This is a genomic window from Pararobbsia silviterrae, assembly GCF_003628125.1.
Classification (GTDB): Bacteria; Pseudomonadota; Gammaproteobacteria; order Burkholderiales; family Burkholderiaceae; genus Pararobbsia; species Pararobbsia silviterrae.
This window is the reverse complement of the sequence record NZ_RBZU01000002.1, coordinates 315,426-336,351: the sequence shown is the minus strand read 5'-3', so window position 1 is coordinate 336,351 and position 20,926 is coordinate 315,426. Positions and strand designations below refer to the sequence as shown.

The 20,926-nt window shown below is 64.8% G+C and carries 19 protein-coding genes; 11 read left to right on the top strand and 8 right to left on the bottom strand.

The annotated features are described in order from the left end of the window. Positions 1–321: 321 nt before the first annotated feature. Both D7S86_RS06845 and D7S86_RS06840 read left to right on the top strand, forming a co-directional pair. Complete coding sequence (locus D7S86_RS06845; protein WP_121084844.1) at positions 322–576, top strand: type II toxin-antitoxin system RelE family toxin; 255 nt, start codon at positions 322–324, stop codon at positions 574–576. After that, on the top strand, positions 573–944 hold the full coding sequence (locus tag D7S86_RS06840) for a helix-turn-helix domain-containing protein (protein WP_121084842.1): 372 nt from the start codon (positions 573–575) through the stop codon (positions 942–944). The genes D7S86_RS06845 and D7S86_RS06840 overlap by 4 nt, the downstream gene beginning before the upstream one ends. A gap of 43 nt (positions 945–987) precedes the next feature. On the opposite strand, the gene D7S86_RS06835 is transcribed toward D7S86_RS06840, so the two are convergent. Beyond that, on the bottom strand, positions 988–1,758 hold the full coding sequence (locus tag D7S86_RS06835) for an AraC family transcriptional regulator (RefSeq protein ID WP_121084840.1): 771 nt from the start codon (positions 1,756–1,758) through the stop codon (positions 988–990). Between the two features lie 97 nt (positions 1,759–1,855). On the opposite strand from D7S86_RS06835, the gene D7S86_RS06830 reads away from it, so the two are divergent. The 3 genes from D7S86_RS06830 (at position 1,856) to D7S86_RS06820 (ending at position 5,568) form a co-directional block, all read left to right on the top strand. Continuing rightward, positions 1,856–2,245 carry a hypothetical protein gene (locus D7S86_RS06830; protein WP_147432246.1) on the top strand — a complete coding sequence of 130 codons (390 nt, stop codon included), beginning with the start codon at positions 1,856–1,858 and terminating at the stop codon, positions 2,243–2,245. A 548-nt stretch (positions 2,246–2,793) separates the two neighbouring features. Then, complete coding sequence (locus D7S86_RS06825) at positions 2,794–4,110, top strand: MFS transporter (RefSeq protein WP_121084836.1); 1,317 nt, start codon at positions 2,794–2,796, stop codon at positions 4,108–4,110. Positions 4,111–4,146: 36 nt separating this feature from the next. Continuing rightward, positions 4,147–5,568 (top strand): MFS transporter, encoded by a 1,422-nt coding sequence (locus D7S86_RS06820; protein WP_121084834.1) that lies wholly within the window; start codon positions 4,147–4,149, stop codon positions 5,566–5,568. 68 nt (positions 5,569–5,636) lie between these two features. Here D7S86_RS06820 and D7S86_RS06815 read toward each other — a convergent pair whose 3' ends face one another. The 5 genes from D7S86_RS06815 to D7S86_RS06795 form a co-directional block, all read right to left on the bottom strand. Further along, positions 5,637–6,569: a LysR family transcriptional regulator gene (locus D7S86_RS06815; protein ID WP_121084832.1), complete on the bottom strand. Its 933-nt coding sequence runs from the start codon at positions 6,567–6,569 to the stop codon at positions 5,637–5,639. A 199-nt stretch (positions 6,570–6,768) separates the two neighbouring features. After that, positions 6,769–7,275: a flavin reductase family protein gene (locus tag D7S86_RS06810; RefSeq protein ID WP_121084830.1), complete on the bottom strand. Its 507-nt coding sequence runs from the start codon at positions 7,273–7,275 to the stop codon at positions 6,769–6,771. A 93-nt stretch (positions 7,276–7,368) separates the two neighbouring features. After that, positions 7,369–7,740, bottom strand: a complete 372-nt coding sequence (locus tag D7S86_RS06805) for a DUF4387 domain-containing protein (RefSeq protein WP_121084828.1) — start codon at positions 7,738–7,740, stop codon at positions 7,369–7,371. Between the two features lie 2 nt (positions 7,741–7,742). Next, positions 7,743–9,107, bottom strand: coding sequence for an acyclic terpene utilization AtuA family protein (locus D7S86_RS06800; protein ID WP_240648022.1), 1,365 nt, complete (start codon positions 9,105–9,107; stop codon positions 7,743–7,745). Beyond that, positions 9,104–10,489, bottom strand: a complete 1,386-nt coding sequence (locus D7S86_RS06795; protein ID WP_121084826.1) for an LLM class flavin-dependent oxidoreductase — start codon at positions 10,487–10,489, stop codon at positions 9,104–9,106. The genes D7S86_RS06800 and D7S86_RS06795 overlap by 4 nt, the downstream gene beginning before the upstream one ends. Before the next feature lie 192 nt (positions 10,490–10,681). Between D7S86_RS06795 and D7S86_RS06790 the strand changes: the two genes are divergently transcribed. From D7S86_RS06790 to D7S86_RS06780, 3 genes are all read left to right on the top strand, one after another. Then, complete coding sequence (locus tag D7S86_RS06790; protein WP_121084824.1) at positions 10,682–11,722, top strand: amidohydrolase family protein; 1,041 nt, start codon at positions 10,682–10,684, stop codon at positions 11,720–11,722. A gap of 18 nt (positions 11,723–11,740) precedes the next feature. Beyond that, entirely contained in the window at positions 11,741–13,153 is a 1,413-nt protein-coding gene (locus D7S86_RS06785) for an MmgE/PrpD family protein (RefSeq protein ID WP_121084822.1), read from the top strand. Between the two features lie 104 nt (positions 13,154–13,257). Continuing rightward, positions 13,258–14,175, top strand: a complete 918-nt coding sequence (locus D7S86_RS06780) for a LysR family transcriptional regulator (RefSeq protein ID WP_121084820.1) — start codon at positions 13,258–13,260, stop codon at positions 14,173–14,175. Between the two features lie 201 nt (positions 14,176–14,376). Here the strand turns inward: D7S86_RS06780 and D7S86_RS06775 are convergent, their stop codons facing one another. Both D7S86_RS06775 and D7S86_RS06770 read right to left on the bottom strand, forming a co-directional pair. After that, on the bottom strand, positions 14,377–15,318 hold the full coding sequence (locus tag D7S86_RS06775; RefSeq protein WP_121084818.1) for an NAD(P)-dependent oxidoreductase: 942 nt from the start codon (positions 15,316–15,318) through the stop codon (positions 14,377–14,379). An 83-nt stretch (positions 15,319–15,401) separates the two neighbouring features. After that, positions 15,402–16,877 carry an aldehyde dehydrogenase gene (locus tag D7S86_RS06770; RefSeq protein WP_240648021.1) on the bottom strand — a complete coding sequence of 492 codons (1,476 nt, stop codon included), beginning with the start codon at positions 16,875–16,877 and terminating at the stop codon, positions 15,402–15,404. 550 nt (positions 16,878–17,427) lie between these two features. On the opposite strand from D7S86_RS06770, the gene D7S86_RS06765 reads away from it, so the two are divergent. The 3 genes from D7S86_RS06765 (at position 17,428) to D7S86_RS06755 (ending at position 20,885) form a co-directional block, all read left to right on the top strand. Next, the gene (locus tag D7S86_RS06765) at positions 17,428–18,876 is read left to right on the top strand and encodes an MFS transporter (RefSeq protein ID WP_158601880.1); all 1,449 of its coding nucleotides are present in this window, start codon (positions 17,428–17,430) and stop codon (positions 18,874–18,876) included. A 32-nt stretch (positions 18,877–18,908) separates the two neighbouring features. Beyond that, complete coding sequence (locus D7S86_RS06760) at positions 18,909–19,640, top strand: class I SAM-dependent methyltransferase (protein WP_121084814.1); 732 nt, start codon at positions 18,909–18,911, stop codon at positions 19,638–19,640. Between the two features lie 312 nt (positions 19,641–19,952). Beyond that, entirely contained in the window at positions 19,953–20,885 is a 933-nt protein-coding gene (locus D7S86_RS06755) for a hypothetical protein (protein WP_121084812.1), read from the top strand. Positions 20,886–20,926: the final 41 nt, after the last annotated feature.

Genomic DNA, 20,926 nt, shown 5'->3' with positions numbered 1-20,926 from the left:
GTTATGAGGATTTCTGCTTTAGGCGTAGTGAGCCATCGAAGAAACAAACGACGCGAACTTTGCCGCCGGTGCCTCGTCGCTCAATTCGCTTTTCGCGCACATCGCGTCGTGAATTGCATCGGTTTCAACAATTCGCGGATCGCCCATCGTCGGAGAATCCTGACCGGCAACACACGACGCGCATCGACAAGCTCTACAACGAGCACACATCCGCATGTTCGAAGCCAGCCGCCTCAATGACCCTCAATGCCCCGTGCGAAACCCGCTCCCGACCATACCAATGAAGTTTGCAGATAAGTTAGCATTTTGCTAACATCGATCATGTACGCAATCGAGTACACCAAACACGCGGTGAAATCGCTAAAGACGATGCCGAGCAACGTGGCGAAAACGATTCGAGACAAGATCAACGTCTTGGCGATCGATCCTTATGCGGCTCGGAACGTCAAAAAGCTCGAAGCACGAGACGGCTACCGGCTTCGTGTGGGTGACTGGCGCGTGCTGTACGAAATCAACGAAGGCAAGCTGATCGTCGTCGTACTTGCCGTGTGTCCTCGTGGAGGGGCCTACAGATGACCGAGATTCAATTCATTGAACGCGACGGCACGGTCGAGTTCGCGGTGGTGCCCATCGAGCTCTGGAACCGAGTCGCATCGCTCGTCGAACATCTCGACGATACGGCGTTGTTCGACCGCGCAAAGGCCGAAGACGACGGGACGCGGATTCCCGCCGCTGTGTTGAACGCTGAACTCGACGGCGCCCATCCCATCCGCGCATGGCGCGAATATCGCAAGCTCACACAGGACGCACTCAGCGATGCTTCCGGCATCAGCAAGGCGTATCTCAGTCAGATTGAAGGCGGAAAGCGAACGGGTACAGCCAAAATCTACACGGCGATCGCAAAAGCACTCGACGTATCCGTCGATGTGCTCCTCCCGTCCTGACGCGCTTCGATTCAACGCACTCGACGAGCCGGCGCCGTCACCCTCAAGCCTTGCCCCGGAAATACGCGCTCGGTACGACACCGAGGCGCTTCTTGAACACCGCCGCAAACGCGCTCGGACTGTCGTAACCGAGACTCAGCGCGACATCGACGATGCGCTCGCCGGCCGCGAGGCGCTCGAGCGCGATCAACAGCCGTGCCTGCTGCCGCCATTGACCGAACGTCAGGCCCGTCTGCTGCGCGAACACGCGCTGGATCGTCTTGACGTCGACGCCGATTGCTTCAGCCCAGGACGATAGAGTCCGCTTGCTCTCCGGTTCGGCGCGGATCGCCTCGCAAATCGTCCGCGCGCGCGGATCGGCGGGCAACGGCAAATGCACAGGCAAGACCGGCGAAAAACGCAGCTCGTCTAGGATCAAGCCCATCAGCCGGCCATCGCGCGAGTCGGGTCCGTAGTCGCCCGTCACCGCCATCGCGCTCAGAATCAAATGCCGGAGCAAGGCCGGAATCGCGACCGTATGACAGCGCTCGGGCAAGCCGGCCACCGCATCGGCCTGGATATAGAGCGTGCGCATCGAGACGGGCGTCACCATCCGGATCGTATGGTCCGTCAACGCGGGCATCCAGAAGCCCTGGGTCGGCGCGACAACCCTCTGCCCCGCATGCGTGCTGACGACCATGACGCCGTCGACCGCGTAAATCAGCTGGGCCGTCGTATGGTGATGCAAGGGCCGGATATTGCCCGCGGGGAAATCGACCGCGCGCGCACTCACAGGCATCGCAGGGCGATGGTGATCGCGCAGAGGGGACGCCATACGAGTCGGGGCCATGTCCTTTTTTCGACGATTGAGCAGATTTTCACGTGAGACAGGCGCTCAGTGTATCCCTAGACTCAAGCACGCGATCTCCGCAATGCGTGGCCGCGCGCTGCGCCGCCACGTCATCGCGACCGGGCCGAGCCGAGTGACTCGACCACGAGTCGATCACGGCCCGATCAGGATCCGATGCGCACCTCTCTGCCCGATGCGACACCTCGAACTCATGGTCCTGCACCTCGCCTTGCTCGCCGCCGTCATCGCCTTCTTCGCTTCGATCGTCTATATCAACCTCCGCGTGCATATCGCCACGATGCGCACACGCGTGAATCAAGACCCGTTTCCGCTTCAAGGCGCCACCCGACAGCAAGCGTTAGCGAAAATCGAACAGTGGGAAGCGCAAAGGAAAAAGCTGGGGCCGATCGCCGTATCGCTGATCGGCGCGGCAATCGGATTAGCCATGCTGTTTCCGTCCGCGTTTCGCTAGACATTTTGCTAAGCGTTGCGCTAGACGTTGCGTTGGATGTTTTATCGCGTCGGCCCGCTTAAGCATTCGCCCACGCATTCACTCGCGGATTCGCCAAAACTATCGCTCGCGTATTCGCTTGGACGCAGACACCAAGCTACGCGAAAGCATGGTTCATCCGCGTGCTTTATCCGACTCCGCGCCGCCCGATACTCGCGCGTCGGCGCCACGCAGCACATCGAGCGCGACATCGACGACAGGCGTCGTGACACGCGGCACGGATCCGGGGAATCAGAGAAAACACCGACACCGACGCTTTTCAATGCATTCAATGCGGGCGCACACGCGTGGCGCGAGGAAGACGCGAGGCCGCGCGTCGAGCCCGTGTCGGACGCGCGTCGATGAAGCCGCGCAAACACGCGGTGCATGCTGCATTGCGATAGCGGGCCGCGCCGCGATTCATGCCCTTCGCGAATAGATGGATTCGCTTTGGTGAAGAATGGGGAGCCCCCCTCGCCACTTAGAATCCAGGCACGTATGCGAGCAAGACATAACAAGGAGACATGCCGATGGCAACGCAGATCGACCCCGTTTCATTGCCGCAGCTCGGCGAACGGGCCCATTTCGAAGAAGCCACGTATCGCAAGGTCGCCTGGCGCCTCATTCCGCTCTTGCTGCTCTGCTATGTGGTCGCGTATCTCGATCGCGTGAACGTCGGCTTCGCGAAGCTCCAGATGTCGAACGATCTTCACTTGTCGGAGGCCGTCTACGGACTCGGCGCCGGCATTTTCTTCGTCGGCTATTTTCTGTTCGAAGTCCCCAGCAACCTGATCCTGCATCGCGTCGGCGCACGCCTCTGGATCGCGCGCATCATGGTCACGTGGGGCATCGTCTCGGGCCTCACGATGTTCGTCACGACGCCGGGCTGGTTTTACGTCATGCGCTTTTTGCTCGGCGTCGCCGAAGCGGGCTTCTTCCCGGGCGTCATTCTCTATCTGACCTACTGGTTCCCCGCGCATCGCCGCGCGCGCATCACGGCGCGCTTTATCTCGGCCGTCGCCTTGTCGGGCATCGTCGGCGGCCCGCTATCGGGCTTCATCCTCAAGACGCTCGACGGCGTCAACGGCTGGCACGGCTGGCAGTGGCTGTTCCTGCTCGAAGCCGTGCCGTCGATCCTCGTCGGCGTGCTCGTGCTGCTCTGGCTCGACGACGGCATCCGCGACGCGAAATGGCTCACGGCGAACGAACAGACCTTGCTCGCGCGCAATCTCGAACGCGATGAAATCGCCAAGGACGTTCAGGCGCCACGCGAACTGTTCGCGAATCCGCTGATGTGGATCATCTGCATCATGCATTTCGCGTTCGTCATGGGGCTCTATGGCGTGGGCTTCTGGTTGCCGACGCTGATCAAGGGCATCGGCGTGGCCGATCCGTTCAAGATCGGCGTGCTCTCGATGATCCCGTACGTCGTCGCCGTCATCGCGATGATCGGTGTCGCCAAAAGCGCGGATCTGCGGCGCGAGCGCCGCTGGCACCTGGCCGTGCCCGGTCTCGTCGGCGCCGCCGGACTCGTCGCGTCCGTCCTGCTCGCGGGCAATGCACCGCTCGCGATGGTGGCCTTGACGATCGCCACGGCCGGCCTGCTCACGACGTTTCCGCTGTTCTGGTGCCTGCCGACGGCCATGCTGACCGGCGCCGCCGCCGCGGCGGGCATCGCATTCGTCAATTCGATCGGCAACGTCGCGGGCTTTCTTGGCCCGTACGCGGTCGGCTGGCTCAAGGACGCGACGGGCAGCACGGCGGCCGGCGTCTATATGCTCGCCGCGTTCATGACGTTCGGCGCCTTGCTCGCGCTGAGCCTGCCCGCGAGCCGCGTCAACCGATAAGCCCCCGCGCACCCCATCATTTCATCAGGAGACGCCATGTCAGAACACGCTGTGTCGACGCACGAGAGGCGCACGCGGCAGGCCCGCCGGGCCGTCATATCGAGCTGTGTCGGAACGTCGGTCGAGTGGTACGAATACTTCATCTACGGCACCGCGGCCGCCCTCTATTTCGGACCTTTGTATTTCCCGAGCCACGACCCCGTCGTCGCGCGGCTCATCGCGTTCGCGTCGTTCGGCGTCGCGTTTCTCGCGCGTCCGCTCGGCGCCCTGCTCTTCGGGCATCTCGGCGATCGCGTCGGGCGCAAGTCGACGATGATCTTCACGCTGCTGCTCATGGGACTCGCGACCGGCGCGATCGGACTCGTGCCCACCTATGCCGAGATCGGCATGCTCGCGCCGATCACGCTCGTGAGCCTGCGCCTGCTCCAGGGGCTCGCGGTCGGCGGCGAATGGGGCGGCGCGATGCTCGTCGCGATCGAGAATGCGCCGCGTCACAAGGTGCGCCTGTTCGGCGCGGCGCCGCAGATGGGCAGCGGCATCGGCCTGCTGATGGCGACCGGCGCGATGGCGCTCGTCGGTCTGCTGCCGCACGACGCGCGCGTGGCGTGGGGATGGCGCGTGCCGTTTATCGTCGGTTTCGTGCTCGTGATCATCGGCCTCGTCATCCGGCTCGGCGTCGAGGAATCGGAAGACTTCGCGCGCGTCAAGGCGCAGGGCCGGCGCGTCAAGGTTCCGATCGCCGACGTGCTGCGCAACGCAAAACTGCCGACGCTCGTCAGCATCCTCATGCAGGCGTCGTTTTGCGTGCTGTTCTATATGGTGGCGACGTATTTCGTCTCGTATGCGACGTATCAGCTCAAGCTGCCGCAATCGACGACGTTCACGCTCGTCATGATCGCGTCGGTCGTCGATCTCGTCGCGTTCCCGATCGTCTGCTCGCTCGGCGACTCGCTCGGCGCGCCGAAGGTCTTTCTGTTCGGGTCGATCTTCGCGATCCTCGCCGGCGTGCCGTTCTACCTGATCGTCAACACGGCCGTGCCCGTTTATCTCGCGATCGCGCTCTCGGTCACGATGGTCTGCGGGCAGGTCACGACCTACGGCATGCTCGGCACGATGAGCGCCGAACTGTATCCGGCCGAGTATCGCTATACGGGTGTCGCCGTCTCGGGCGCGATCGCATCGATCCTGTTCAGCGCGCCGACGCCGTTCGTCGCCGAATGGCTCATGCATTCGACGGGCTCATGGCATTACCTCGCGGGCATGATCTCGACCGCGGGCGTCATCGCGACGATCGGCTGCCTCGGCTATCTGAAGTTGCGTCATCGCGTGACGCCCGTCGGCTACGTCGGCACGCGCGACGCCGGTCGCGACGCGCACGATCATGACCACGAGCGCGGCGCGCACGACCACGACTACGCGGCCGATGCCGCGGCGAACGCGAGCCGGCCTGCGCTCTGATTCGGGCCCTGATTCCGAGCTCTGATTCGGGCCCTCTGCTTCGGGCTCGAATCCGCGCGCCGATCCGATCAGGACGACCCGCCGCCCGCCCCCATGACGAGCGCCTCGAATTCGCGGTGCAGATGTTCCTGGAAGCTCTTGACGGCGGCGCTCGGCGTCGCCTTGCGCGTCACGACGCTGCCGTAGCAGCGCGAGGCGTGGAAATCGTCGAGTTCGATGATCGTCCGGTTGCCGCGCGCATTCGTGCGCGCGAGCGATTGCGGCATGAACGTGAGAAAGCCGCCCGTATCGAGCATGCCGAGCAGCGTCGGCAGCGTGGCCGCGGTCGCGGCGTCGAACACGGCATGACGGGCTTCGAACGCCTGCACGAGATATTGCCGAAGACTGCTGTAGCGCCCGAGCAGAATCATCCGGTACGGCAACAGCGTCTCGATCGTCGGCTTCTTGACGAGCGTCACGGGATGCGACGACGGCGCGACGAGCACGATCGGTTCTTCCGCGAGCCGGTGAAACAGCAGATTGTCGTAATTGCCGTCGACCGCCGCGACGCCGACATCGGCCGAGCCGTCCTCGATCATCTTGAGCACGTTCTCGTAGACCATGTCGTTGAGCTCGACGCGCACGTCCGGATAGCGCTCGGTGTACGAATGAATGATCTGCGGCAGAAATGTCGCGGCAATCATCGGCGTCGCGGCGACGACAACGCGGTTGCGCGCGGCTTCGGAACGATCGCGGAACTGGCGCAACACGTCGTAGAGCCCGCTCAGCACCTCGGTCGCCGCGGCCTGGAGCAGTTTGCCGTCTTCAGTGGGTTCGACGCTGCGCGTCGTGCGGATCAACAATTGCACGCGCAGCACGCTTTCGAGCTTCTTCACGCGGCTCGATGCGGTCGGTTGCGAAATGCAGAGCCGCTCGGCGGCCTTGCTGAACTGTCCTTCCTCCAGCACCACGAGAAACGTCTCGAGCTCGGGCAGATGGAAGCGAAACGAGGGATTGTCCATGAAGAAGCGCAGGTCGTTGCCACGCCCGCGCGTGCAGGCATGTGCGCCGATGGTAGCACGGCCGCCGACGGCGTCGCGGGCGGCCGTTCGGGCGCGTACGGAGTCGTACGCGCCTGAGTCGGATACGTGCCTTAGTGGGGCACGTGACTTCGTTGGAGACGTGCCTTAGCTGGACACGTGACTTAGCTGGACACGCGCCTCAGGCCGCGGCCTGCGACAACGCCGGCGCGCCCGCCGTGGGCAGATACTGTCCGTTCTTGTAGACGAGCGGTTCGCGATCGTGGCGCACGAGGTGCTCGACGTGCCCGAGGAAGATCACATGATCGCCGCCCGGATACGCGGCGATCTTGCGGCATTCGAGATACGCGGCGCAGCCGCGGATGATCGGCAGACCTTCGATACCGTCCTCGATGTCGAGCCCGACGAACTTGTCGCCGCCCGAGCGCGCGAAGCGATCGGAGATCGGACTCTGGTCGTCGGCGAGGATATGAATCACGAAGCGGTCCGAGTCGCGGAACGCCGCATGACTGCGCGACGTGCTCGATTGACTCCAGAGGACGAGGGGCGGATCGAGCGACACCGACGTGAACGAATTCGCCGTCACGCCGAAGCGCTCGGCCTGGGCGTCGAGCGTCGTGATGACGGTCACGCCGGTCGACAACGCGCCGAATGTTTTTCGAAAAAGCTGGGTATCGATGGAATGCATGCTGAGCTCCTGAGGAAAGCCGGCGGCGCGCCCTTGCGGCCGTGTGTGTCCACGCGTATGGGCGGCGCCGTGTCGAGGCGAGCGATCGGCGCCTTATCCGTGTGTGGAAGTCGACGCGTGTAACGGCGTGTGCAACGACGCGTGTAACGACGCATCGATCGGCACCTCGATGTCGAGCAACGGCGCATGCTGCTGCGCGCCGTAGATATCGGTATCGCCGATCGCGCCCGACGGAATGCGGCGCGGCAGCGTCGCCTTCCATGCGAGCGCGGGCCGATATTCGGTGAACAGCACCGCCGCGCGATCGACCTTGTACAGCGAGGCGATCAACTCGGCAGTAATCACCCCGCTCGCGCGCACGGCCTCGAAGAGCCGCGCGTCGTCGAACATGATGTCGAGCGTGATCTGGAACGGGCCTGCGTTCTTGCTCTTGCAGGCCTTCGCGATGTCCTTGAGCTTGGCCATGATCAGACCTCCTCGTATTCGATCGGAAACATTTCGAGCGGGTCGTCGGGCAGGACGATGTGATTGAGCATGAACTCGAACACTTCGCCGCGCTCGATATCCGACGGCGAGAACGGAAACGCCATATTCCCCTCGCGGCACATGCGGCCCGCGAAATCCGAATGCAGCAACGTCACGCGCGCAAGCGAAAGCGCAGCGTTGGCGATGTCCTGCGTCTTGCCGACGACCTCCGCGACGATAGCGAGCTCGTTCGGGCTCACGTGCGCGACCGGCTCCCAGTCGCCCATCACGCCGTTGCGGCCATAGACGCGCAGCACGAGCGTGTAGTCGCGCGCATCGATGCCGAGCGCGCTGACCTTCGTGCGCGTCGATTCGCGCACGAAGTCGAGAAAGGTCTCGAACTGCCCGATCAGACCGGGGTCGCGCGTCGCGGCGATCGTCATCGCGCTGAAGCCGACGCTGCGCGCGCCTTCGAGCTTGATCGAATACGGCCGTGCCTCCCAGCGCATGCCCGACACGCGCACGACGCGCTCGGTCAACGCCTCGATCGTGCAGTCCGCGGTATCGACGATGCAGCCGGGCTCGCGGCGTACGATCGGGCTCGCCGTTTCATGCAGCGCCTGGACCGCGACCGACAGCGGCGTGCAGCGCAACTCGGGATTCAGCGGCTCGGCTTCGACATAGTCGTCGCCGACCGTCACGAGCAGGCAATCGTGCTTCTTCGGAATCGCCGCATTGCACGCGCATTCGAGCATTTTCCCGGCGTACCACGACGGCGCTTCGGGCATGCCGTGATGCATCGCGAGCGCGACCCACGGCGACGGATCGGTGCCGCGTCCGCCGAGAATGACCTGCGCCCCGGCTTCGAGCGCCGCACGGTAGGGCTCGGGACCCATCATGCCGACGATCCGGCGCGCGCCGTCGAGCGCGTCGGCCGTGATCTCGGGCGCGCCGTCGAGCGGCGTCAGCCGTCCTTGCGCAAGCCGATGTTTCAGATACGCGGGGTCCTGTTCCGCGTGGATCAAGGCCATGCGGAAATGCAGATCGTGTTCGCGCGCGATCTCGCGCACGATGTCCGCGCAGGCCTGCAGATGCGGCTCGCCGCCCGCCCCGCCCGCCGTGCCGACCATCATCGGCACGCCCGCCTCGATCGCCGCGCGCAGCAGCAGCGACAGATCGCGCTTCATCGCGAGCTTCGAATTCAGCGTCTTGCCCGAGCCCAGATAATGCGGTCCCGGATCCGAACTCCCGCCGTCGACGCCGAACATATGCGGACGCCGCGCCATCGCGGCGCGAATCGACGCCTCCGGAAACCCGTAGCCGAGGATGCCGCTGGCCGACATCATGCGTATCGTCTTGCGCGTCATCGGGCGGCCTCGAGCACGGCCGACGACGTGCGCCAATCGCCGGCGAGCGGCCGGCGCAGATTCAGGTGATTGCGCAGCGTGCCGCCGTCGTAGTCCTTGCGATAGACGCCGCGCTTCTGAAGCTCGGGAATCACGAGCCGCACGATGTCCTCATAAGTGCCCGGCACCGACGTCGCCGACAGCACGAAGCCGTCGCATGCCTTGTCGAACCATTCGATCATCTGCTCGGCGATCTGCGCGCCCGTGCCGACGAAGCACGGTCCGTCGCGCAAGGTGCCGCGGCCCGACGCCTCGACGAAATCCTTGACCGACGGATTCTTCTTGCCGCTGACTTGCATGACCTTGTCGCGCAGGCTCTGCCACGACACCGCGGCGAGTTCCTCGTCGGTGAACGGCAGATCGTAGGGACGGCCCGAGAAATCGATGTTCAGCGTTTCGCCGATCATCGTGAGGCCGTCGATCGGACGCGAGAGCGAATCGATGAGCGCGTACTTCTCGCGCGCTTCGGCCTCCGTGCTGCCCGCAATGATCTTGACCTCGGCGCAGATCTTGATCGAGTCCGCGTCGCGGCCCGCCTCGACGACGCGCGCCTTGAGTCCGTTGTATTGCTTGATTCCGTTCTCGATCGTCGGATACTTCGCGAAGACGACCTCGGCCCAGCGCGCGGCGAACGCGAGACCGCGTCCGCTCTGACCCGCCTGCAGAATGACCGGATGCCCCTGCTGCGAGCGCGGCACCGACAGCGGCCCGCGCGATTTGAAGAACGTGCCTTCGTGATCGAGGCGCACGACCTTGTCGGGATCGGCGAAATAGCTCTGCGCCTTGTCGCCGACGATCGCGCCTTCGCGCCACGTGTCCCAATGGCCCATGACGACTTCCATGAACTCGTCGGCGCGGTCGTAGCGCAGATCGTGATCGAGGTGACGGTCCGCGCCGAAATTCGCGGCTTCCGAATCGTTCATCGACGTCACGACATTCCAGGCGACACGGCCTTTCGTCATCAGATCGAGCGTCGCGAACAGACGCGCGACGTGGAACGGCTCGTAATACGTCGTCGAATACGTCGCGCCGAGACCGAGCCGCGACGTCGCCATCGCCATCGCCATGAGCACCGACGTCGGTTCGAGTTTCGTCGCGCGCACACCGTAGCGGATCGTTTCGCGATGATCGTTGCCGTAGATGTCGGGAATCGCGAGCCGGTCGTCGAAGAACGCCATATCGAACTTGCCGTCTTCGAGCGTGCGCGCGATGCGCTGGTAATACTCGGGCGTCAGATGGTCGGTCATGCTTTCCGGATGCCGCCAGGACCCCGCATAGTTGCTGCAGTTTTGTGCCTGAAGAAATGCGACGAGGGCCATCTGTCGCGGTTGGGGCTGAGTCATGGTGTCGTAACCCTCTCGGTGAGAATGCACTGGATGGAGTGCAATCACGATATGTCAGCGACGCATGCACACACAATTTGGCGAGTTCGATAGATTCATAGCGATATCGAATGAATTCGCCGTCTACAGACAGGGCTGATGAATGTACTCTTGCTGCACATCTCCATAGAGAGAAGACAGAGGAGCCTTCCCATGAACGACGTCACGCAGGTCGAGCCGCCGCGGCTCGAAACCCTGCATCCGAGTCCCGCCTGGCTCGCGAGTCATCGCGAACCGGTACTCGATCCCGACCGCGCGATCATCGATCCGCATCATCATTTCTCGCATCACTGGGGCGGCTACGGGCTGCGCGATCTGCTCGACGACACGGGCGCCGGTCATCGGATCGAGGCGACCGTCTACGTTCAGTGCGGCTGGACCTATCGCGAAACCGGTCCCGAATTGCTGCGGCCGCTCGGCGAAACCGAGGCCGTCGTCGCGCTGGCGGAACAGGCGCGCGCGCAATACGCGCCGACGCGCGTCGCGGCCGGCATCGTCGGCTATGCGGACCTGCGGATCGGACGCGCGATCGAACCGGTGCTGCACGCGCAGATCGAAGCCGGCCAGGGCCGTTTTCGCGGCGTGCGCGTCGCGGCCTCGCGTCATCCGTCGTTTCAGCACGGCGTGCTGGGACGGCCGCCCGAAGGCCTCTACGCCGAGCCCGCGTTTCGCGAAGGCGTGCGCTGTCTCGGCGCGCTCGGGCTGACCTTCGACGCCTGGATCTATCACCCGCAAATTCCCGACGTCGTCGAACTCGCGCATGCGGCGCCCGACACGACGATCGTGCTCGATCATGTCGGCGGCATTCTCGGCGTGGGCGACTATGCGGGCCGGCGCGACGCCGCGTTCGCCGAATGGCGCGCCTCGATCGGCGCGCTCGCGGCCTGCCCGAACGTCGTCGTCAAGATCGGCGGATACGGCACGCGCGTGTTCGGCTATGACCATCTCGCGCAGGCCGAGGCGCCGTCGTCGGAACGGCTCGCGCAGGACTGGCGGCCGTCGGTCGAAACCGTCGTCGAATTGTTCGGCGCATCGCGCTGCATGTTCGAGAGCAATTTCCCCGTCGATCGCGCTTCGGCAAGTTATGCGACGGTCTGGAACGCGTTCAAGCGTCTCGCCGCGCACGCGAGCGATGCGGAGAAAGACGCCCTGTTTCGCGGCACCGCGCAGCGCATTTATCGACTCGACGTCTAGATTCATCCTTTCCCACGTATGCACAGCACTTCGACCCTTCGCCCGCCGGCCCGCAATATCGCGGCCGATCTCGCGCGCTTCGCGCACGCGCTGACGCTCGACGACATCCCCGACCGCGTCTGGACACAATCGATCCATCACATCGTCGATGCGATCGGCCTCGCCTTCGCATCGGGGCACTTTCCGTTCGCGCCGCCGGCGATCGAGGGCATCCGCGCCGCCGCAGGCGCGGGCGACGCGACTGTGATCGGCCAGCAACTGACGCTTGCGCCGCGCGACGCCGCGCTCGCGAACGGCTATCTGATCCATGGCCTCGACTTCGACGACACCCACCCCGAAAGCATCGTGCATCCGAGCGTCGCGTGCCTGCCCGCGGCCCTCGCGCTCGCCGAGGCCACGCATGCGAGCTGGGGGCAGATGATCGTCGCCTATGCGGCCGGCATGGAAACCGCGATCCGCCTCGGCCGCGCCGTCAAGGGCGGTTTTCATCGCGTGGGTTTTCACGCGACGGGCGTCGTCTCGCATTTCAGCTCGGCCGTCGTCGCGGGCAAGCTGCTCGGACTGTCCGCCGAACAGATCGTCGCCGCGCAGGGCATCGCCGCGAGCACCGCGGCCGGCGTGCAGGTCTTTCTCGAAGACGGTGCCTGGACCAAGCGCATGCATCCGGGCTGGGGCGCGCTCTCGGGCATCACGGCCGCCTATCTCGCGCGCGCGGGTTTCGCGGGACCGCAACGTCCGTACGAAGGTCGCTTCGGTTTGCTCGACACGCACTTGCAGGCCCATGCGGCCGACGTCGATGCCGACTCGGTCGGCGACGCGCTCGGCACGCACTGGACGCTGCTCGATACGTCGATCAAGCCCTATCCGGTTTGCCACTTCATTCATGGCTGCGCCGAAGCGGCCTTGCGTTTGCGCGACCGCATCGGCGCGGCCGGCGGACTCGACGCGATCGAACGCATCGTCTGCGAATTACCCGCGGCGACGCTGCCGATCGTCGCTGAACCGCCGGAGAAAAAGCTGAACCCGCAATCCGACTACGACGCGAAATTCAGCGTGCAATTCGTCGTCGCGGCATGCCTCGCACGCGGGCGCTTCACGCTCGCCGAACTCGAACCCGCGACGCTCGCCGACGCGCGGATCCTCTCGATCGCGCGCAAGATCGAATGCCGGGCCGATCCCGAGAGCACGTTTCCAACATACTTCTCGGGCAATGTGTCGATCGCGCTCGCGAACGGCGAGACGATCCGCGCTGAGGTGCCCAAGAATCTCGGCAGCGGCGAGCGCGCCCTCGCGCGCGAGGACATCATCGGCAAATTCCGCGGCAATGTCGGCGCGGTCCGCGCGCCCGAGCACGTCGAGGCCGTGCTGCATACGCTGCTCGATGCCGGACCCGATACGCCGGTCCGCGATGTCACGCACGCGCTCAAGTAAGATGTCCGGCGATCGCCGGCATCCGATGCCTGCCGGGCCGCGTCGGCCCGGGCATCGGACGCCGGCATGCGCGCGATCGCGCGCCTCGCCGAGGACAGGTCACCATGGACATGAAGCACCTGCGTTCGTTTGTCGCCGTCGCCGAGGAATTGAGCTTCGTGCGCGCGGCCGAGCGCCTGCATATTTCACAGCCGCCGCTGTCGCAGCAGATCAAATCGCTTGAAGCCGATATCGGCGTGCAATTGTTCGCGCGCACCAAGCGCTCGGTCGCGCTGACCGAAGCCGGCGCGATCCTGCTGCGCGAAAGCCGCATCCTGCTGGATCAGATGGAGATCGCGATCAATGCGACCGTGCGCGCCGCGAAGGACGACGTCGGCGTGTTGCGGCTCGGCGTCGCGACGGCCGCCTTGTTCAGCACCGCGCCGCGGCTGCTCGACTATATGCGCGAAGCGTTTCCGCATGTCGAGGTCTCGATCCGCGACATGCAGTCGTCGGATCAGGTCGTCGCCGTCACGCAGGGTCTGCTCGATATCGGCATCGTCCACGCACGGCCCGATCGCATGAAGCTCAATCAGTCGCCGATCTTCAGCGAGCCGCTCGTCGCCGTCGTGCCCGAGCATCACTGGCTCGCGACGACGCCGCAGTTCGAGATGCGGCAGTTGTTCGACGAACCGCTGATCGGCCTGTCGCGCGAACACGGGCCCGCGGTCTTCGACGCCATTGTCGCCGCGTGCATGGAAGCCGGCTTCAGCCCCGAATTCAAGCACACGGCGCGCAATCCGCTCGTGATCTTCCAGATGGTGCGGCTCGGATTCGGCGTCTCGATCGTGCCGCGCGCCTATGCGAGCAGCGCGTTTCCGGGTGTGCGCTTTCGCGAGTTGCCGGGCACGGCGGGCAGCGTGCGCATGGAGGCGGTCTGGTCCGAGCGACACGCCTCGGGCCTCACGCGCAAGATCATCGCGACGCTGCTGCCGCGGCTCGCCGACGCGCCGCCGCTGGACGCGGCCGGACGATCGGCTTGAGCGCGGGACGCAAACAGGCGACCTGCGTATCCAATGCGAGCCTGGGGCTTCGGTGGGCCGCTTAAGGAAACCGCTTAAGGAATCTGCTAAAGAAAATCGCTAAAGAAAGTCGCTTGGGATAATGGCTTAAGGAATTCGCTTAAACGCATCGCTTGAGGACGCGCCCCCGATCACCGCGGAGCGCATCCCCGAACGACCCGCTCAAGCGTGCGGATGCGATGCGCGCGTGTCGACGTGCTTATCGGCCTGCTTGTCGGCCTGCTTATCGGCCGCGATGCGACCGTCGACGACGCGAACCATCGCGGGATGATAGTTCTGCGCGAATCCCGCGTCGCGCGCCTCGCACATGATGTCGTACGTATGCTGGGCGATATGCGGTTCGAAGCCCGCTTCCTTCGCGAGCGTCAATGCGAGCGCGGCGTCCTTGATCGCGTACGCCATCGGGAAGATCTTCTCGGGATACGTATCGGGCACGAGCGACTTCATGCCGTGATTACGCAGCGCGAAGCTGTCGGCCGATCCCTTCGACAGCATGTCGAACAAGGTCTTGCCGTCGAGTCCCGCGCGCCGCCCGATCGTCAGGATCTCGGCAAGCGCGTTGACCGTCATGAACACCATCATATTGTTGAGGATCTTGACGGTCTGGCCCGCGCCGACACCGCCGCAATGCAGCAGGTCGGATCCCATGCAGGCGAGCAAGGGTTCGAGCGATGCATACGCTTGCGCGCTCGCCCCCGTCATGATCAACAAAGTCCCCTTGATCGCGGCTTCGGCCGTGCGCGCGACCGGCGCATCGACATAGTCGATGCCGTCCGCGGCGAGCGATGCCGCGAGCGCGCGCGTGCGTGCGACATCGCTCGTGCTCATGTCGACGATCGTGCGGACCTTGCCGCGCGCGTCGCGCAACGATGCGCAGACCGCCTCGACCTGCACGATCGACGGCAGCGAGAGAAACACGATATCGGCGCGCTGCGCGAGCGCATCGATCGATGCCTCGGCGATCGCGCCCGCCTCGACGGCTTTCGCGACCGCATCGGCCGACATATCGAATACGTGGACGGGCTTTGACGACTTGCGCGTCAGATTCGCGCACATGGAACCGCCCATGACGCCGAGGCCGATAAATCCGAGGGTATGGCTCATGATGTCTCCTGATAAGAGTGAGGCGCGAGCGCACGGATCGCGCATGACGCAACGCCCGCGACGCTCGACGGTGCGCTACGTTTTCACGTCCGAATCGCAAACGGATCGCGCACGCCGTCCGAGTAATCGATCATGACGTTCTTCGTCGTCAGGTATTCGCGCAGACCCGCCTCGCCGCGTTCGCGTCCGATGCCCGACTCCTTGAAGCCGCCGAACGGCGCTTGCGCGGCGAGCGCGCGATACGTATTGACCCAGACGCTGCCGCACTGGAGCGCCTTCGACACGCGCATGACGCGCGAGATATCGCGCGACCAGATGCCCGCGGCCAGACCGTAGCGACTGTCGTTCGCGATCGCGACGGCTTCCTGCTCCGTGTCGAACGGAATGATCGCGAGCACGGGGCCGAAGATCTCTTCTTGCGCGAGTTCGCTGCGGTTGTCGATATCCGCGAAAATCGTCGGCTCGATAAAGAAGCCTTGCGTCAGACCCGGTCCCTGTGCGCGGCCGCCGCCCGTCACGAGCCGTCCGCCCGCGCGTTTGGCCGCTTCGATCGCGGCGAGAATGCGCGTATATTGCGGCTCGTTCGCGACCGCGCCCATCTCGGTGGCCGGATCAAGCGGGTCGCCCATGCGAATGCTTTGCGCGCGCGCCGCGAGCCGTTCGATCACCTGCTCGTAGATGCCGCGCTGTACGAGCAGGCGCGATCCCGCGACACAGGTCTGCCCCGTCGCGCCGAAAATGCCCGCGAGCGCGCCGACGATCGCCTTGTCGAGATCCGCGTCGTCGAAAATGATGTTCGGCGACTTGCCGCCGAGTTCGAGCTTGACGGGCACGAGCCGGCGTCCGGCCGCAGCGGCGATATGGCGGCCGACGTTCGGACTGCCCGTGAAGCTGATCATCGCGACGCCGGGATCGTCGACGAGCGCGCGTCCCGTTTCCGCGCCGCCCGTCACGACGTTGAAGACGCCCGGCGGAAAACCCGCTTCCTCGACGAGGCTCGCGAATTCGAGTGTCGAGACCGAGGCATGTTCCGAGGGTTTGACGACCACGCAATTGCCGGCCGCGAGCGCGGGCGCGAGTTTGTTCGCGAGCAGCGAGAGTGGCGAATTCCATGCGGTGATCAGGCCGATCACGCCATACGGTTCGAGCGTCAGATAGTCGAGCGTGTTCGGCTGATCGAGCGGCGCGTGCTGACCGAACAACTTGTCCGCATAGCCCGCGAAATACCGGAGCTGACGCGCGACCCAGAGCATTTGCGGACGCGTCTCGCGCACGATCTTGCCGTTATCCGTGCTCTCGATCTTCGACATGCGATCCGCATTCGACTCGATCAAGGCCGCAAGTTTGTGCATGAGTCCCGCACGCACGACACCCGCGCTATCGCGCCAGCCCTGGTGAAACGCGCGGTTCGCAGCCGCGACCGCGCGCGCGACGTCCCCGGCGTCGGCATCGGGCACCTGCGCCCAGGCCTGTCCGGTATAGGGATTGATGCTCGGCATCGTGCGATGGCCGGACGCAGGCTCGCGCCTGCCGTCGATGTACAGCGAATAGGTGTTCACGGCATGTCTCCGTCTTGATCGAATACGTCGGCGAGTTCATCCGTCATGCAACGGCTCGCCTGGGATGCGAAAAATTATCGGGAGATCGGCGCGCGCGATCCAATATCGTTTTCGACCTTCTGTAATTCGAAGATCGACGGCAAACGCGTCGGCGGCGCTCGGCCTCGCATGCGAAAACGACGCAAACCCCATTCGCGGCACTTATCGATTACGTGATGTTTCATCGCGTTCGCGCACGCTTTACGCAATATTCGATTGCACTGCAGCACGTCACGCATGGACATGCGCACCGGCCTGCCCGCATCGGCTTGCGCGCCTCATCGACATGCGGCGCCCCGCCGCACCGCGCCCTCGTTCCCGCACCGCAACTTTATTCAGGACGGCAATATTTCCCGGATTTCATGGGTTCGGACCGCGTACACGCATGGCGTCCTCACCTTGTCCGCATGCACGCGCGCGGCTAGGATTTTCGAGCACTTCGAGATCGAACACGCACGCGCCGAGACCGATCGAGCGCCCATCGCGTACCCGAACCACATCGGGAGGAGACATGTCGAACCACACCGCATTGTCGGCGGACGATGAACGCCGCGCGCTCCCCGGCGCCGAACCGGTGCGCGTCGATGAAGTCATCGACCGCGAACCGATGCGCGCGCTGCAGCTGATCGTCGTCGCGCTCTGCGCGTGCATTACGACGATCGACGGCTTCGACGCGCAGGCGATCGGCTTTCTCGCGTTGCCGATCGCCGAGGCATTCCACATCGACGTCCGCTCGTTCGGCCCCGTGTTTTCCGCGGGATTGTTCGGCCTCATGGCCGGCACGCTGATCATGGGACCGATCGGGGATCGCTGGGGACGCCGCCGCGCCTTGATTGTATCTGTGCTCACGGTCGGTACACTGACGGGTCTCACGGGATTCGCGCAGGACCGCACGAGCCTCATGGTGCTGCGCTTTTTGACGGGATTCGGACTCGGCGGCGCGATGCCGAGCACGATGTCGCTCGTCGCCGAGTACACGCCGGCCCGCCTGCGCGCGCTGACGATCTGCATCTCGGCGTCGTGCATCGCGGTCGGCAGCATGTGCGCGGGTTTGTGCGCGTCGTTCGTGCTGCCGCTCTGGGGCTGGCGCGCGATGTTCTATATCGGCGGCGTCATTCCGCTCGTGCTGGCCGCGATCGTCATCGGCGTCATGCCCGAGTCGGTCCGCTTCCTGAATCTCGATCCTCGCAATACGGCGCGCGTGCGCCGCATCATGGCGCGCATCTGGCCCGCGGGCATCGATGACCGCACCGTGTTCGCGCCGCCGTCGGGCCGCGCGGCCGACGCGAAATCGCCCGTCGTCGAGCTCTTCCGATACGGCCGCGCGACCGTCACGCTGCTGCTGTGGCTCACGTATTTCATGAATCTGCTCGTGCTCTATCTCGTCGTGAGCTGGATGCCCGCCTTGCTCAAGGCCGCGGGCCTGCCCGCCGCGGTCGGCGTGCAGGCGATCACGGCATTCGGTTTCGGCGGCATCGTCGGTTCGCTCGCGCAGGCGCCGCTGATGCGCGCGTTCCGCTCGCCGCGCGTGCTCGTCGTCGAATTCGCGATCTTCACGCTGACCGCGATCACGCTCTCGCGCGCGCCGCTCACGCCGATGCTGTCCATCTGCGCAGCGGGAGTCATCGGCTGGGCGATCCAGGGCGCGCAGGCCGGCCTCAATGTCTTCGCCGCCACGTTCTATCCAACGTCGGCGCGTTCGACGGGCATCGGCTGGGGACTCGGCGTCGGACGCTTCGGCTCGATTCTCGGCCCCTTGCTCGGCGGCGCGGCCTTGCTCGCGGGCTGGGACTCGCGCGAGATCTTCGCGGCCGCCGTGGTGCCGGCCGTGCTCGCCGCGCTCGCCGTCATCGCCAGCGCGACCGCGGGTCTGGCACGGCTGCGCGCGCATCCGGCGGCCGAAACTGAAACCGATCCAGATACACACGCCGCGGCCGAAACCGCACGGCCCGCGCACTGACCGATTCCCCACACACCGGAGACACGCCCATCATGTCCACGCCCCCCGTATCCGACAACCCCTGGGACTGGCTCGGCGCACACGATATCCGCCGTTTCGGCGAAGTCATCCTGAACCCCGAGGAACGCTATCGCTGGTGCAAGGCGACGCTGATTTGCGGGCTGCCGTATATGTGGATCCATATGGCCGGCCCGTTTCGCGAGCTCATGTACAGCAAGCTCGAACTCCGACGCGGCGACAAAGTCCTGCTGATCGGCGAAAGCGTCGAAACATGCGGCTTCGAAAACGACATCCGCGCGCGCATCGGCGAGGAAGGCGAGATCACGACGTTCGACGTCATCGAACAGGCGCGCACGACGACGGCGGCCGGCGTCAAGGGCCGCAGCGGGCGCGTCGGAAGCTGGAAATACGATTATTCGCAGGCGTTTCCCGATGAGCACTTCGACTGCGTCGCGGTCATCCAGGCGATCCAGCATGCCGACGACTGGCGCGAGTGCGGACAGGATCTGCTGCGCGTCATGAAGCCGGGCCGCGTGATCCTGTTGTCCGAGATCGGCATCGGCGCGCACACGCGCCGGATCGCCGAGCAGGATCTGCACATCGAATACTGGATGGACAAGCTCTATCGCGGCTCGGGACGCAGCGGCCCCGAAGACGTCTCGTACTACAGCCCCGCCGAATTGCTCGAAGCGTTCGACGGACTCGTGCGCAACCCCGCGACATTCTCGTGGCGCGGCGCCGATTTGTTCTGGGGCGTCAAGTAGGCATCGAACCCGACATCTAACGCCACCCGCCGTCCGGCGAGCTGAGCGAAAACGCGCGCGCGATAAGGACAATAAGCACGATCAGCACGACACGTACGATACGCACGCGATGCGAGCGCGCGTTCCCTGCGTATCGCGCTGATCGTTATCGCCATTCGAAACCGCGCCGTCCCTGCACTGTCATGCAGGTTTTATTGCTTTGCGCTACGCTTCGACGCGATGACTCGGAAAGACTCGACCCTGCTCGATATCGAACGATATCCGACGGCAGCGCGTCGTATTCGACCCTTTTCAACGATCGGAGCTCGATACATGACCTCTCCCGCCGAAGGTACGTTGTACGTATTGCAAGCGCGCCCCCCCTCGATCGTCGCCGTCGGTTCCGACGGCAACCATCTGACGATCAAGGCCGAACTCGCAGGCACGCCCGACGGCATCAAGATCGACGCGGCCAACCGGATCGCCTACTGGACCAATATGGGCTCCGGCATTCATCTGCTCGACAGCGATCCGCTGCCGCAGCCCATCCCGCCGAACGACGGCACGATCGAATGCGCGAACCTCGACGGCACCGGGCACCGCGTGCTCGTCGCCTCGGGCCTGGCCGGCACGCCGAAGGAAATCGTGCTCGACGTCGAAGGCGGGCATCTCTACTGGTGCGATCGCGAAGGCATGCGCGTCATGCGCGCGCGGCTCGACGGCTCGGAGGTCACCGAGCTCGTGCGCACGGGCAATTTTCCCGAGGATACCGAAGACGCGACGCGCCATTGCGTCGGCATTGCACTCGATATCCCGAACAAGCATCTGTACTGGACGCAGAAAGGCCCGCCCGACGGCGGCCTCGGCCGCATCTTCCGTGCCGGCATCGCGCTGCCCGCGGGCGCGACGGCCACGCAGCGCCCCGACATCGAATGTCTGCTCGCCGATCTGCCCGAGCCGATCGATCTCGACATCGATCATCAGACGCATATGCTCTACTGGACCGATCGCGGCGACGACACGCACGACGGCAACAGCCTGAACCGCGGCAAGATCACGGCCCAGGGCGTGTCCGAGCGCGAGGTGCTGATCCGGGGGCTCAAGGAAGGCATCGGCGTGTCGCTCGATATCGAGGGCCGCCGCGCGTTCGTCACGGATCTCGCGGGGAATATCCGCGAGATCGATATCGACACGCGGCAAGAGACGCACTTCGCGACGACGACACATCTGGGCGCGCTGACGGGCATCGACTACGTGGCGGCCTGATCGGCGACCGCATGCGAGCGCGCGTGCGCGCGCATGCGGTC

Excerpts from the sequence above, each read along its gene's own strand:
- D7S86_RS06845 (WP_121084844.1), top strand. The coding sequence starts at position 322 with ATGTACGCAATCGAGTACACCAAACACGCGGTGAAATCGCTAAAGACG.
- D7S86_RS06840 (WP_121084842.1), top strand. The coding sequence starts at position 573 with ATGACCGAGATTCAATTCATTGAACGCGACGGCACGGTCGAGTTCGCG.
- D7S86_RS06835 (WP_121084840.1), bottom strand. The coding sequence starts at position 1,758 with ATGGCGTCCCCTCTGCGCGATCACCATCGCCCTGCGATGCCTGTGAGT.
- D7S86_RS06830 (WP_147432246.1), top strand. The coding sequence starts at position 1,856 with ATGCGTGGCCGCGCGCTGCGCCGCCACGTCATCGCGACCGGGCCGAGC.
- D7S86_RS06825 (WP_121084836.1), top strand. The coding sequence starts at position 2,794 with ATGGCAACGCAGATCGACCCCGTTTCATTGCCGCAGCTCGGCGAACGG.
- D7S86_RS06820 (WP_121084834.1), top strand. The coding sequence starts at position 4,147 with ATGTCAGAACACGCTGTGTCGACGCACGAGAGGCGCACGCGGCAGGCC.
- D7S86_RS06815 (WP_121084832.1), bottom strand. The coding sequence starts at position 6,569 with ATGGACAATCCCTCGTTTCGCTTCCATCTGCCCGAGCTCGAGACGTTT.
- D7S86_RS06810 (WP_121084830.1), bottom strand. The coding sequence starts at position 7,275 with ATGCATTCCATCGATACCCAGCTTTTTCGAAAAACATTCGGCGCGTTG.
- D7S86_RS06805 (WP_121084828.1), bottom strand. The coding sequence starts at position 7,740 with ATGGCCAAGCTCAAGGACATCGCGAAGGCCTGCAAGAGCAAGAACGCA.
- D7S86_RS06800 (WP_240648022.1), bottom strand. The coding sequence starts at position 9,107 with ATGACGCGCAAGACGATACGCATGATGTCGGCCAGCGGCATCCTCGGC.
- D7S86_RS06795 (WP_121084826.1), bottom strand. The coding sequence starts at position 10,489 with ATGACTCAGCCCCAACCGCGACAGATGGCCCTCGTCGCATTTCTTCAG.
- D7S86_RS06790 (WP_121084824.1), top strand. The coding sequence starts at position 10,682 with ATGAACGACGTCACGCAGGTCGAGCCGCCGCGGCTCGAAACCCTGCAT.
- D7S86_RS06785 (WP_121084822.1), top strand. The coding sequence starts at position 11,741 with ATGCACAGCACTTCGACCCTTCGCCCGCCGGCCCGCAATATCGCGGCC.
- D7S86_RS06780 (WP_121084820.1), top strand. The coding sequence starts at position 13,258 with ATGGACATGAAGCACCTGCGTTCGTTTGTCGCCGTCGCCGAGGAATTG.
- D7S86_RS06775 (WP_121084818.1), bottom strand. The coding sequence starts at position 15,318 with ATGAGCCATACCCTCGGATTTATCGGCCTCGGCGTCATGGGCGGTTCC.
- D7S86_RS06765 (WP_158601880.1), top strand. The coding sequence starts at position 17,428 with ATGTCGAACCACACCGCATTGTCGGCGGACGATGAACGCCGCGCGCTC.
- D7S86_RS06760 (WP_121084814.1), top strand. The coding sequence starts at position 18,909 with ATGTCCACGCCCCCCGTATCCGACAACCCCTGGGACTGGCTCGGCGCA.
- D7S86_RS06755 (WP_121084812.1), top strand. The coding sequence starts at position 19,953 with ATGACCTCTCCCGCCGAAGGTACGTTGTACGTATTGCAAGCGCGCCCC.